Here is a 13,473-nt window from a genome sequence, read left to right on the forward strand (position 1 = left end):
CTCCTGCCCTTTCCGGGCCTCTTCGGCCCTCTTCCAGCTCTCTCCGGCCCCTCCCGGCCCTCCCGGCCTTCACCGGATCGGCCGCCGGGAGGACACCACCGGGCCGCGTCTCCCGCCCGCCGCCTCGGCGGGGTGTCCGGCAGGGCCGGGGCCGCAGCACGGGGCGCGGGTCCGGCGGCATGTGAAGGCCCGGACCGGGCGGTTCCGGGGCGGCCGGGCGGGTGCACCGCGGGCATCCGCCGACGCCGGCGGAACCGGGAATGTGACGGCGCCCCGCAACCATTGCCCGGCCGAGCGCATCCTCCAGATCGAGGGACGTCGCCCGCGACACGGTGCGCAACCGGCCGCACACCGTCGGCCCGTCGTTCTCGCCGCAGGCGAAGTCCCCTTCGGCGTCAACGAGTTCACCCCGATGGCACCCGGACCGTGCTGCCGCCGGAGCGAATCGTGCCGAACGTGTCCGGCAGGGCTTTTGGCCCTTGGCCGCACTGCGTGTCAGTGGGGCGACGTATTGTCGCATTGGCGTAGTTTGGAGGGGGGTAGGGGGATTTGGCGATCCCTACAAGCTGTAGGGTTGAGTTCACCCACCGCACTCCCCGCACAGAGACGAGAGGTGGCCGTGTGACCGTCGAGCCCGAACCGGACGTCAGCGTCGTCGTCATCGTCTACAACGACGAGGAGCGGCTTCCGACGGCTGTTGGTTCCGTCCTTGAGCAAACACTTCGCAATGTCGAAGTGATCATCGCCGACGACTGCTCGACGGACGGCTCCTACCGGGTCGCGCAGAAACTCGCCGCGGCCCACCCCGGCCGGGTCCGTGCGATCCGGCTCCCGGAGAACAGCGGCGGCTGCGGAGAGCCCCGCAACCAGGGCATCAAGGAGGCGCGCGGCCGGTACGTGATGTTCCTGGACAGCGACGACACCCTGGAGCGCAACGCGTGCCGCAACATGGTCGAGGCCGCCGACCGCACCGGCGCCGACCTCGTCTCCGGCCTGTGCGTCCGGGTCCACCTCGACAACCGGCACGGCAAGCGCACCCCCTGGTACCCCTGGCTCTACCGGAGCACCCGCACCCTGGACTCCGCCGCCGACCTGCCGGACCTGCTGGTCTTCGACACCCTGTCGACCAACAAGTGCTACCGGCGCGCCTTCCTCCTCGACCACGGGCTCACCTTCCCCCGCGGCATCCACTACGAGGACCTGCTCTTCTCCGCGCAGGCCTATCTGGCCGCCCGGCGGATCACCCTGATCCCCAACACGGTCTACCACTGGAACGTCGTCGAGAAGACCGCCGTCAAGTCGATCAGCAACCGGCGCGGCGAGATCCGCAACTTCGCCGACCGGGTCGAGATCCACCGCCGTATCGACGCCATCCTGGCCCGCCAGGGCCAGGACCTGCTGAAGCTGCGCAAGGACATCAAGTTCCTCAAGCACGACCTCGTGCTGTACCTGCGGGAGTTGCCCTTCCTCGACGACGACTACCGCCACCGCTTCGCCGGACTGGCCCGCGACTACATCCAGGACTTCCCCGAGGAGGCCTACGCCGAGCTCGACCGCATCCACGCCATCTGCGCCCAGCTGCTGCTGCGCGAGGACTGGGACGGTCTGATGCCCGCCATCGACACGCTCCTCAACCGGCACAAGATCTCCTCGCCGCTGACCGAGCGGGACGGCCGGATCTACTGGACCGACCGCCACCTCGACGACCCGAAGATGCGCGCCGTCCTGGACGTCACCTCGCTCGGCTACCACACCCGGCCGCTGCACCGGATGGCCCTGCGCAACCGGCTCACCGAGTACACGGTGGACGGCGGCGACGTGGTCCTGGCCGGCGAGCTCGTCAACCCGCTGGGCGTCATCGGCGCCGACGCGCGCCTCGGCGCCGAGCTGGAGTTCCGCGCCCGCCGCCGCAGCCTGCAGACCTTCCGCTTCCCGGTGCCCGCCGTGCGCCACCGGGGCGACACGATCGCCTGGCGGGCCAGGATCCCGCTGGCCCGGCGGCTGAGGCCGCTCGGCATCGTCGACGACGTCTGGGACGTCCGGCTGCACCTCACCGCGGACGGCAGGCGCACCACCAGCCGGCTCACCGTCGGCACGGTCGACCTGGAACACGCCGGGTCCGTGCCCGTACGGCCGCGCCTGACGCGGCTGCTGGCCGACCGGATCGAGGCCCAGGTGTCCGCCAAGGGCCATCTGGCCTTCCGTCTCACCCAGCACGGCCGGGCCGCCCGCGCCGGCCGCGCCGCCGTGGAACGCCGTCTGCACAGCCGCCCCGTACGGGCCGCCAAGGGCGCCTACCGCACTCTGCGGGCCGTGCGCAAGGACCTGAACTCCGGCACCCGCAAGCTCCAGGTCTACGACCGCGTGCTGTGCAAACTGCCCATCCGCAAGGGGACGGTGGTCTTCGAGAGCCATCTCGGCAGGCAGTACAGCGACAGCCCGCGCGCCATCTTCGAGGAACTGCGCCGCCGCAAGGCGCCGATCACCCCCATCTGGTCGTACGCCGGTGAACGCCCCGAGGGCTTCCCCCGGGACGTGGAACTGGTGCGCCGCTGGTCCTGGCGCTACCTCAAGGCGCTCGCCCAGGCCGAGTTCTGGATCGACAACCAGGGCTACCCGCTGCGGCTGGCCAAGCGCCCCGAGACGACGTACATCCAGACCTGGCACGGCTCGGCACTGAAGCGGATGGGCTTCGACGAGCCCTCCCTGCGGATGCTCTCCGCCCAGGAGCAGCGCTCCTACCAGCAGGCCCTGGACCGCTTCGACCACTTCGTGGTCCGCAGCGAGCACGACGTGCGCACCCTTGCGCGCGCGTACCGCATCCCCGAGGAGAAGCTGCTGCGCACCGGCTACCCGCGCAACGACGCCCTGGTGCGGGTCCGGGAGGGCGCGCCGCTGCCGCCCGAGGCACGCCGGCTGGCCGAGCGGCTCGGCCTTGACCCCGGTCGGCGCGTCCTGCTGTACGCGCCCACGTTCCGCGCTCACTCCGACGGCCGCGTACGGGACTTCTCCTTCCCCTTCGACCTCGACGCCTTCGTCGCCCGCTTCGGCGACGACCACACCCTGCTCGTCCGGGCGCACTACCTGAACCGGCTCACCCTGCCGCCGTCGGTGGCGGGACGCGTGATCGACGTCAGCGCCGAACCCGACATCACCCCGCTGCTGCTGCTCGCCGACTGCCTGATCACCGACTACTCCTCGGTGATGTTCGACTACGCCCTGCTCCAGCGTCCCATCGTGTTCTACGCCCACGACTGGGAGGAGTACGCCAAGGACGCCCGCGGCACCTACTTCGACCTGCTCGCCGAGGCCCCGGGCCCCGTCCCGCGCACCGAGGAGGAGCTGTTCGCCGCGATCGCCGACCTGAACACCGTGCGGACGACGTACGAGGCGCGGCTGAAGGAGTTCGTGGACAAGTACGGCGAGTACGACCGCGGGGACGCCGCGGCGCGGATCGTGGACCGTTTCTTCGGCACCGCGGGAGAGGCCCGATGACCCAGCGCGACATCTTCTTCGTGGGCAACGAGGTCAACGAGCTCGGCGGAGTGGGACGCTGGCAGACCCAGATGGCCGGACTGCTGGCCGGGCGCGGCCACCGGGTCACCGTCGTCGGCATCGCCCCGCCCCACCACCCGATGGACCTCGGTGACCGGCCGCCGTTCGAGACCGTCACGCTGTACGCCCGCCGCCCGCCGAGCCGTCCCAGGCGGCGCCGGCTGATCGGCTCCCTCGACCCGGCCGTGCGCCGCCACGAGGCGCACATGCGGAGTGCCGCGAGCCGGCTCTCGGCGCTGTTCCGGGCCGCCCGGCCCGGCGCGGTGATCATCGTCACCCAGGTGTGGGCGATGGAGTGGGTGGCCCTCGCGGACACCGCCGGGCACACCGTCATCGGCATGACCCACGAGTCCTTCGACACGGCCCGCAAGTCCTCCCGCTTCGCGCGCGTGAAGAAGTACTACAAGGACGTCGACCGGCTGCTGGCCCTCACCCAGGAGGACGCCGACCGCTGGGCGGTCGAGGGCATGAACAACGTCGGCTTCATGCCCAACCCGCTGCCCTTCACGCCCGGCACCCCGTCGCCGCGCACCGAGAAGGTCGTCGTGAGCATCGGCCGGCTCTCCCACGAGAAGGGCGTCGACCTGCTCCTGGACGCCTGGGCCGAGGCCGCGCCGAAGCAGCCCGGCTGGACCCTGCGCATCCACGGCACGGGAGAGGCCGAGGAACAGCTCAGACAGCAGTGCGCCGATCTGGGCCTGGAGGACTCCGTGGACTTCGCCGGGCAGACCGACGACGTGCCCGGAGCCCTGCGCGCCTCCTCCGTCTTCGTCCTGTCCTCCCGCGGCGAAGGCTTCCCGCTGGTCCTGCTGGAGGCCATGGCGACCGGCGTGCCCTGCGTGGCGTTCGACTGCGCCCCCGGCGTCCGCGAGATCATCACCCATGAGGAGGACGGCCTGCTGGCCCGCCCCGGCAACACCTTCGAACTCGCCCGCCACCTCGTCCGTCTGATGTCCGACGAGCGTCTGCGCGACACGATGGGCGACCGGGCCCTGCACAGCGTCCGCCGCTTCGACCCGGAGGCCGTCACCCGGCGCTGGGAGGAGCTCTTCGACTTCCTGGAGCGCTGAGACCTCCGGCCGTACGGGGACGGCATGCCACCGGCTCCGGGCGGGTCGTGGCCGCCCGGGCCCGGCGACGCGTAACGTGACACGGCATGAAGATCCTCATCAGCGCCGACATGGAGGGCGCCACCGGCGTCACCTGGCCCGCCGACGTGCTGCCGGGGACACCGCAGTGGGAGCGCTGCCGGGTGATGTTCACCTCGGACGTGAACGCCGCCGTGCAGGGGTTCTTCGACGGCGGCGCCGACGAGGTGCTCGTCAACGAGGCCCACTGGACCATGCGCAACCTGCTGCTGGAGCGGCTGGACGAGCGGGTGCAGCTGCTCACCGGACGGCACAAGGCGCTGTCCATGGTGGAGGGCGTGCAGCACGGCGACGTGGACGGGATCGCCTTCGTCGGCTACCACGCGGGCGCCGGCATGGAGGGCGTCCTCGCCCACACCTACCTCGCCAACCAGATCACCGGGGTGTGGCTCAACGACGTACGGGCGAGCGAAGGGCTGCTCAACGCGCACGTGGCCGCCGAGTACGGGGTGCCGGTGGTGCTGTTCACCGGGGACGACGTGGCCTGCGAGGACGCGCTCGGCTACGCGCCCGGGGCGCTGAAGGTGGCCGTCAAGGACCATGTGTCCCGGTACGCGGCCGTCTGCCGTCCGCCCGCCCGCACCGCCGCCGAGATCCGCGCCGCCGCCAAGGAGGCGGCCGCCCTGGCGGTCCGTCACGAACCCCGCAGCCACGGCCCGTTCACCATCGCCGTGGAGTTCGACGCCGAACACCTCGCCATGGCCGTCACCGTCGTGCCCGGGGTGAGCCGGATCGGCGAGCGCAAGGTGGCGTACACCGGCGCCACCATGTACGAGTCGATCCGCGCCTTCAAGGCGATCACCACGATCGCCTCGGCCGCAGTGGAGGAGGAATATGGCTGACGCGCAGGCACTGGACGAGGTCGTCGACTTCACGTCCGGCCTGATCCGCATCGACACCACCAACCGGGGCGGCGGGGACTGCCGGGAACGCCCGGCCGCCGAGTACGCCGCCGAGCGGCTGGCCGGGGCCGGTCTGGAACCGTTGCTGCTGGAGCGCACCCCCGGACGGACCAATGTCGTCGCCCGGGTGGAGGGAACCGACCCGTCGGCCCCCGCGCTGCTCGTGCACGGTCACCTGGACGTGGTGCCCGCGCGTGCGGAGGACTGGAGCGTGCACCCGTTCTCCGGCGAGGTGCGCGACGGGGTCGTGTGGGGCCGGGGCGCGGTCGACATGAAGAACATGGACGCGATGATCCTCGCCGTGGTCCGCTCCTGGGCCCGGCAGGGCGTACGGCCCCGGCGCGACGTGGTGATCGCCTTCACCGCCGACGAGGAGGACAGCGCCGAGGACGGGGCCGGCTTCCTGGTCGACCGGCACGCCGAGCTGTTCGAGGGCTGCACCGAGGGCATCGGCGAATCCGGGGCGTTCACCTTCCACGACGGGGCCGGTCACCAGATCTACCCCGTCGCCGCCGGTGAGCGCGGCACCGCCTGGCTGCGGCTGTCCGCGCGCGGACGGGCGGGCCACGGCTCCCGGGTCAACCGGGAGAACGCGGTGACCCGGCTCGCCGCCGCCGTCGCCCGGATCGGTGCCCACGAGTGGCCGGTGCGGCTCACCCCGACCGTGCGCGCGGCCCTCACCGAACTCGCCGCCCTCCACGGCATCGAGACGGACCTGCAGGACGTCGACACGCTGCTGGACAAGCTCGGCCCGGCGGCCCGTCTGGTCGAGGCGACGCTGCGCAACAGCGCCAACCCCACCATGTTCGAGGCCGGTTACAAGATCAATGTGATTCCGGGCCAGGCCGTCGCCCATGTCGACGGACGCTATCTGCCCGGCGGCGAGGAGGAGTTCCGCACCACCCTCGACGAGCTGACCGGCCCGGACGTGGACTGGGAGTTCGCGCACCACGAGGTGGCGCTCCAGGCGCCGGTCGACGCACCGGTGTTCGCGGCGATGCGGGCCGCCCTGAAGGAGTTCGCGCCCGAGGGGCATGTGATCCCGTACTGCATGGCGGGCGGCACCGACGCCAAGCAGTTCTCGCGGCTCGGCATCACCGGCTACGGGTTCTCGCCGCTGAAGCTGCCCGAGGGCTTCGACTACCACCATCTGTTCCACGGGGTCGACGAGCGCGTCCCCGTCGAGGCGCTGCACTTCGGCGTCCGCGTCCTGGACCGGTTCCTGCGGACCGCCTAGGGACACACGCCCGGGAACACGGCCGGACGAAGCCGGTCCGGGACGGCCGGCGCCCACGGCGGTGCGCGACGCGCCACCGCCCTGGGCGCCGCCGGTTCCCGTACGCGGCCGGCCGCGGCACGCGGCGCGGCCCCGGCCGACTCGGACGGCGTGGTGCGCCGGTCGTCGGCCGGGGCCGGTTCGTGGGCCGTGACGTGGGCTACACCGCGAGCCAGGCCGCCTGGTCCGGGGCGAGCAGGCCGCTTTCGAGGGGACCGCTGGCCAGGAGGACCGCGGTGTGCCGCGGCAGCGGGCAGGGCTCGGCGGAGAGGTTGACCACGCAGACGAAACCGGGGTCCCGGCGGAGGCACAGCACGCCGTCCGGGGCGTCCAGCCAGGTCAGCGTGCCGTCGCCGAGAGCGGGGTGCTCACGGCGCAGGCGCAGGGCGGTGCGGTAGAGCTCCAGCATGGAGCTCTGGTCGCCGGTCTGCGCCTCCACACTGAACCTCTCCCAGCCGGCCGGCTGGGGAAGCCAGGGAGCGGCGGTGGTGCCTTCGGGGCTGAAGCCGTACGGCGCGGACCGGCCGGACCAGGGGATCGGCACCCGGCAGCCGTCACGGCCGCGGTCGGTGCGTCCGGAGCGTTCCCAGATGGGGTCCTGGAGCACGCTCTCGGGCAGGTCCTCGACCTCCGGCAGGCCCAGTTCCTCGCCCTGGTAGATGTAGGCGCCGCCGGGCAGGGCGAACATCAGCAGGGCGGCCGCGCGGGCACGCCGGGTGCCCAGCTCCAGGTCGACCGGGCCCTTGGGCGCGTAGCGCTCGTTGGGCTCCCACCGCTTGACGCTCCTGCGCGCATAGCGGCTGAGGTGGCGCATGACGTCGTGGTTGGAGAGCACCCAGGTGGCCGGCGCCCCCACCGCGCCGAGCATGGCGAGGGAGTCGTCGATGACCGACCGGAGGTCCTTGGCGTCCCAGCCGGCCATCAGGAAGTTGAAGTTGAACGCGGTGTGCAGGCCGCCCGCGCGGACGTAGGCGGCCAGCCGCTCCGGGGTGTCCGCCCACGCCTCGGCGACGAAGGACCGGTCGCCGGGGAATTCGTCGGCCACTTTGCGCCAGGCGCGGTAGATCTCGTGGACCTCGTCACGGTCCCAGTGCGGGTGCACCAGGCGCTGCCCGGCCTGTCCGTCCCGGGGGTTTTGGGCCGGGGGCAGGTCGGGCAGTTCCGGGTCCTTGGCCAGGCCGTGCGCCACGTCGATGCGGAAGCCGTCCACGCCCCGGGAGAACCAGAACCGCAGGATCGACTCGAACTCCGCGTGCACGTCCGGGTGCTGCCAGTTGAGGTCGGGCTGCTCCGGCGCGAACAGGTGCAGGTACCACTCGCCGTCGGGCAGCCGGGTCCAGGCCGGGCCGCCGAAGCAGGAGACCCAGTCGTTGGGCGGTTCGCTGCCGTCGGGTCCGCGGCCGGGCCGGAAGATGTAGCGCTCCCGCTCCAGGCTGCCCGGTCCCGCCTCCACCGCCGCCCGGAACCAGGGGTGCTGGTCCGAGGTGTGGTTGGGCACGATGTCGGGGATGATGCGCAGGCCGAGGCGGTGGGCCTCCTCGATCAGCTGCTCGGCCTCCTCCAGGGTGCCGAACAGCGGGTCGATGTCCCGGTAGTCCGCCACGTCGTAACCGTGGTCCGCCATGGGCGACCTGTACCAGGGGTTGATCCAGACGGCGTCGACACCGAGCTCCTTGAGGTAGGGCAGACGGGAGCGGAGGCCGGCGATGTCGCCGACGCCGTCACCGTTCCCGTCGGCGAAACTGCGGATGTAGACCTGGTAGATGACGGCGCTGCGCCACCACGGTGCGGTACCGGACATGCTGATGCTGTGTTCCTTTCGAGGAGAGGGAGGGGCGACGGAGCCGCCCCGGTTCATTTGGCGGCGCCGGTTCATTTGGCGGCGCCCGCGGTGAGTCCGGCGACGATACGGCGCTGGAAGAGCAGCACCATGACCACCAGGGGCACGGTGACGAGGACGCCCGCCGCCATCTGGCTGCCGAAGGGAGCCTCGTACGTCGTGGTGCCGGTGAACTTGGAGATGGCGACCGGGGCGGTCTGCATGGCGGGCTTGTTGGTCATGGACAGAGCGATGAGGAACTCGTTCCAGGCGGCGATGAAGGTGATGATGGCGGTGGTGAAGATGCCCGGTGCCGCCAGGGGGATGATGACCTTCCGGAACGCCTGGCCGCGGGTGCACCCGTCGACCATGGCGGCGTGCTCCAGTTCCTCCGGCAGCTGCCGGAAGAACGTCGTCAGGTTCCACACCGCCAGGGGCAGCGCGAAGGACATGCTCGGCACGATCATGGCCTGATAGGTGTTGATCCAGCCGATGTCGGTGAACAGCTTCAGCAGCGGGACCACGATCGACACGACGGGGAACATCGAGGTGGCGATGATCAGCGTGAGGATCAGCCGCTTGAAGCGGAACTCCAGGCGGGCCATCGCATAGGCGGTGAGGGTGGCCAGCAGCAGGGCCAGCACGGTGGTGACCCCCGCCACGATCAGGCTGTTGAGCAGTGCCCGCGAGAACCCCTGGGAGGGGTCGAACACCGCCTGGTAGTTGGCGAACGACACCCGGGGCGGCACGAGCGAGGTGTCGAAGAGGTCGGTGGTGGGCCGCAGGCTGGAGACCACCATCCAGTAGAACGGGGCCAGGCAGTAGGCCACCACCGCGGCGACCCCCGCGTACAGCAGCCAGTGACGCCACTTCGCCGTACCGGTCATGCCGTCACCTCCGTACGGCGGAACAGAGCGATTCCGCGCCGCCTGCCGCGCCTGCCCCCGGCCCCGCCGTCGCCGACGAGATCGGTGCCGAGCAGCCGGACGAAGGCCAGCGCGATCAGGAGGACGTAGAGGAAGAGGAGCACCGCGTAGGCGGACGCGGGACCGAAGCGGACGTTGGACGCCTCGTGCTGCGCCAGCATGGACAGGGTCTCCACCGAGTGCTTCTGCGCGCCGACGAGGATGTACGGCAGGTCGAACATGCGCAGGGCGTCCAGGCAGCGGAAGAGCACCGCCACCAGCAGCGCGGGCTTCACCAGGGGCAGGGTGATGTGCCAGAACTGGCGCAGCGGGCCGGCGCCGTCGAGCCGGGCGGCCTCGTACACCTCCTTGCCGATCACCTGGAGGCCGGCCAGGACCAGTAGTCCGATGAACGGGGCGGTCTTCCACACCTCGGCGACGATGACCGCGACCTTGGCCTGGAAGCCCTCCGAGGTCCACAGGATCTGACGGCCGAGGAGGTCGTTGGCGATGCCGTTGCTGTTGAAGATCCACCGCCACAGCAGGCCGGAGATCGCGGTGGGCACCGCCCAGGGGATCAGGATGGCGGCCCGCACCAGTGCCCGCCCCCTGAGCGCCCTGTGCATGATCAGGGCCATCGCCACGCCGATCACCGTCTCCAGTGCGACGGTGACGACGGTGAAGAAGGTGGTGTTCCAGAAGGCGTTCCAGAACCTGTCGCCGGCCTCGCCGAAGATGTCGGCGTAGTTCCTGAGCCCCACGAACGGCTCGGTGCTGCTGATGAAACCGGTGCGGGGATCCAGGCCCTTGGGGCCGTACAGCGACTCCGCCAGCGCCATGATCGTCGGATAGAGCACGACGATCGACAGCACCAGCAGCGTCGGAGAGACCAGGAGTGCCGCCATGCGCCCGGAGCCGGCGGTGGCGCGGGCCGCCCTGGCGCGGCGGCCCGCCGGTGCCGGGGGCCGCCCCGCCCGGCGGCCGGCCGTGCCGCCGGGCGGGCGCACGGCGGTCCGGGCCGGTGTCCTGATGTCGGCCATGGTCGTGTCCCTCACCGCCCCATGACCTTCTGCAGGTCCTTCTGCAGGTCCGTCAGCGCCTGGGCGCTGCTCTTGCCGCCGTTCAGGGCGGCGTACGCCTCCCGCTGGATCGCCGAGGTCACGTCGCCGTACTGCACGACACGCGGACGCGGCACGGCCCGCAGGACGGACTGCTTCAGCACGGGCAGGTACGGGTACTGCTTCACCAGCGCCGGGTCGTCGTACAGACGCGCGTACGGCGGGGCGAGCGAGGCGTCCTGCAGGAAGTGCTTCGCGATCTGCTCACTGGTGAAGAACTTCATGAAGTCCAGCGCCGTGGCCTTGTTCTTGGCGAAGGACGACAGGGCGAGGTTGTGGCCGCCCAGGCTGGAGGCACCGGGCCCGTTCAGACCGGGCAGCGGGGCGACCTCGAACTTCCCGGCCACCTTGCTCTTCTGCGCCAGGGAGTACACGTACGGCCAGTTCCGCAGGAAGATCAGCCTGCCGGACTGGAACGCCTGACGGCTGTCCTCCTCCTGGTAGGTGATGGCCTCCTTGGCGATCGTCCCGTCCCGGAACGAACCGGTGAGGAAGTCCAGGCCCTTCCGGGCGGCGGGGGTGTCCACGTCGGGCGTGCCGTTCGCATCGGTGACCACACCGCCCGCGGAGTGCACGGCCTCGGCGAAGTTCACCGTGAGGCCCTCGTACTTCTGGAACTGCCCGGCGTAGCAGGACATGCCCTTGCCCTCGGGCAGCTTCCGCACCTTGGCGCAGGCGTCCTTCAGCTCCGCCCAGGTCTTCGGCGGGCCCGCCACACCGGCCTTCTTCAGCAGATCGGAGCGGTAGTACAGCATGCCGCCGTCCGAGCTGGCCGGGACCGCGTACAGACCGTCGCGGTACTTCGCCGTCTCCATCACCGGCTTCAGCATCTTCTGCAGCGGGAACTCCTTCTCCGGCAACCGGTCGATCCACCGGTGGGCGGCGAACTCCGACGTCCACACGACGTCGAGGGACAGCACCGTGTAGGCGTCGGACTTCGTCTCCGCGTTCTGGATCATCTGCTGCCGCTGGGAGTCCGCGTCGGTCGGCAGCTGAATGAAGGTCACCTTCTCGTCGGGGTGGAGCTTGTTCCAGCGGTCGATCACCGGCTGGACGGTTCCGGTGGTGTCCTTGGCCGCCACATAGGTGATGGGACCCCGGCCCTCGAACGACGCCGGCCCGGTCTGCTCCGAGCCGCCGTCGCCGGACGATCCGCACGCCGTGAGGACGAGGCCGGCCGCGGTGAGCGCGGCCACGGACGAAAACGCTCTGGTGACCCTGGTCTTCACTGTCTCTCCTGATGGTCGGGACCGAAGCGTCGCGGGTTCCGAGGGGGGAAGGTCGCTGCGGCTCCGGATGACTCCAGGCCACCCAAGATTGCGCTGTCTCGGATCAAGAGCCCAGTTCAGCGGCTTGTGCGCGCAGTCGTGGGGGTGGCCCCGCCCTTGTTGGGACAACGCTTGCACGCTAGGGGTGCCTTCTCCGGCCGTCAATGCGTTACGCACCGGTAATTCGAAGGAATAGCAGGGAATTATTCCCAATATATTGGGTCATACCGGTCATTGATCTGCGTGACAGCGTTTTCAAGAAGGGGGTGCGACAGCCCGTTTCTCTGCTATCGTCCGGCCATGCCACCAGCTCAGCGACATCCCACGATGGCTGACGTCGCCGAACGGGCCGGAGTCTCCACGTCCACGGTTTCGCGCACCCTGCGCGGCCTGTCCACGGTGTCCCCCGAGATCCGGGCCCGCGTCGAACAAGCCGCCAGGGAACTGGATTTCGCGATATCACGCCGGGCCGCGAGCCTGGTCACGGGGAAGACGGGGACCGTTGCGGTGCTCGTCTGCACGCTCAACTCCTGGTTCATGGGCTCCGCCCTCTCCGCCCTGGGCCCCATGCTGCGTGCCGCGGACCTGGAACTGAACCTCTACGTGGTGCCCGACATGGCCGAGCGCGCCGCCTTCTTCGAGCGCCTCCCGGCCCGCCGGAACGCCGACGCACTGCTGGTGTTCTCCTTCGACCTCACCGAGGAGGAGACCTCCCGGCTCGACGACCTGGGCATGCCGGTCATCTACGTCAGCCAGCACGTCGACGGACGTCCCAGCGTGTACGTGGACGACGTGGCCGGCGCCCTCAGCGGCACACGGCATCTGCTCAACCTCGGCCACCGCAGGATCGCCTTCCTCCAGGCCGTGGGCGACAGCGGCTTCTCCTTCAGCTCCAGCGAACGCCTGCTGGGCTATCAGCAGGCGCTCACCGAAGCGGGCATCCCCCTCGACGAGGACCTGGTCGTCACCACGCCCTTCCCCGACAAGCACGGCACCGCCAGGGCACTCGGACAGCTGCTCAGCCTGCGCGAGCCGCCCACCGCCGTCTTCGCCGAGCACGACGAGGCGGCCGTCGCCACCATCCGGGCCCTGCGCGCGGCCCAGATCGGTGTCCCCGAGCAGATGTCCGTCCTCGGCTTCGACGACCACCCGGTCGCCGACCTGTTCGACCTGTCCACCGTGGCCCAGTCGCCCTCGGACATCGGCCGCACGGCCGGCGAACTGGCCCTGAGACTCATCAACGACTCGGACGCGGACCACGCACAGCACATCGTCCTGCCCAGCCATGTCATCCCCCGCGCCACCACGGCTCCGCTGCTCCAGCCCCAGAGCCGCGGGCAGGAGCAGACCGGATCGCCCTGAGGGGACGGGGGACGGCCGGGAGGGAGGGGGCCGCCGGGCGCGCGGGCCGTGCCGGGCCGTCACCGCCTTCCCGGCTCACGTCCCCCGGCTCACCCCCGCGGGTGCCGCAGCCCGCTCGTG

9 protein-coding genes are annotated in these 13,473 nt (G+C 70.9%); 5 read left to right on the plus strand and 4 right to left on the minus strand.

Annotated elements, in window-relative coordinates:
• The first annotated feature begins 621 nt into the window (after positions 1-621).
• From CCN35_RS01505 to CCN35_RS01520, 4 genes are all read left to right on the plus strand, one after another.
• On the plus strand, positions 622-3,495 hold the full coding sequence (locus CCN35_RS01505; RefSeq protein WP_086791311.1) for a bifunctional glycosyltransferase/CDP-glycerol:glycerophosphate glycerophosphotransferase: 2,874 nt from the start codon (positions 622-624) through the stop codon (positions 3,493-3,495).
• Positions 3,492-4,625, plus strand: coding sequence for a glycosyltransferase family 4 protein (locus CCN35_RS01510; protein WP_067389003.1), 1,134 nt, complete (start codon positions 3,492-3,494; stop codon positions 4,623-4,625). The genes CCN35_RS01505 and CCN35_RS01510 overlap by 4 nt, the downstream gene beginning before the upstream one ends.
• Positions 4,626-4,711: 86 nt before the next feature.
• Positions 4,712-5,545: a M55 family metallopeptidase gene (locus CCN35_RS01515; protein WP_067389002.1), complete on the plus strand. Its 834-nt coding sequence runs from the start codon at positions 4,712-4,714 to the stop codon at positions 5,543-5,545.
• Positions 5,538-6,842 (plus strand): M20/M25/M40 family metallo-hydrolase, encoded by a 1,305-nt coding sequence (locus CCN35_RS01520; RefSeq protein WP_067388999.1) that lies wholly within the window; start codon positions 5,538-5,540, stop codon positions 6,840-6,842. The genes CCN35_RS01515 and CCN35_RS01520 overlap by 8 nt, the downstream gene beginning before the upstream one ends.
• 199 nt (positions 6,843-7,041) lie before the next feature.
• Here the strand turns inward: CCN35_RS01520 and CCN35_RS01525 are convergent, their stop codons facing one another.
• From CCN35_RS01525 to CCN35_RS01540, 4 genes are all read right to left on the minus strand, one after another.
• A complete protein-coding gene (locus tag CCN35_RS01525) occupies positions 7,042-8,682 on the minus strand; it encodes a glycoside hydrolase family 13 protein (RefSeq protein WP_086791312.1) in 1,641 nt (546 codons plus the stop codon).
• A gap of 71 nt (positions 8,683-8,753) precedes the next feature.
• Positions 8,754-9,587 carry a carbohydrate ABC transporter permease gene (locus CCN35_RS01530; RefSeq protein ID WP_067388995.1) on the minus strand — a complete coding sequence of 278 codons (834 nt, stop codon included), beginning with the start codon at positions 9,585-9,587 and terminating at the stop codon, positions 8,754-8,756.
• Entirely contained in the window at positions 9,584-10,660 is a 1,077-nt protein-coding gene (locus CCN35_RS01535; RefSeq protein ID WP_245862977.1) for a carbohydrate ABC transporter permease, read from the minus strand. Before CCN35_RS01535 ends, CCN35_RS01530 begins: the two co-directional genes overlap by 4 nt.
• Positions 10,657-11,919 carry an ABC transporter substrate-binding protein gene (locus CCN35_RS01540; protein ID WP_086791313.1) on the minus strand — a complete coding sequence of 421 codons (1,263 nt, stop codon included), beginning with the start codon at positions 11,917-11,919 and terminating at the stop codon, positions 10,657-10,659. The genes CCN35_RS01535 and CCN35_RS01540 overlap by 4 nt, the downstream gene beginning before the upstream one ends.
• A gap of 399 nt (positions 11,920-12,318) precedes the next feature.
• Between CCN35_RS01540 and CCN35_RS01545 the strand changes: the two genes are divergently transcribed.
• Positions 12,319-13,353: a LacI family DNA-binding transcriptional regulator gene (locus tag CCN35_RS01545; protein ID WP_067388992.1), complete on the plus strand. Its 1,035-nt coding sequence runs from the start codon at positions 12,319-12,321 to the stop codon at positions 13,351-13,353.
• Positions 13,354-13,473 lie beyond the last annotated feature (120 nt).

This window comes from Streptomyces thermovulgaris (assembly GCF_002155915.1).
GTDB lineage: Bacteria > Actinomycetota > Actinomycetes > Streptomycetales > Streptomycetaceae > Streptomyces > Streptomyces thermovulgaris.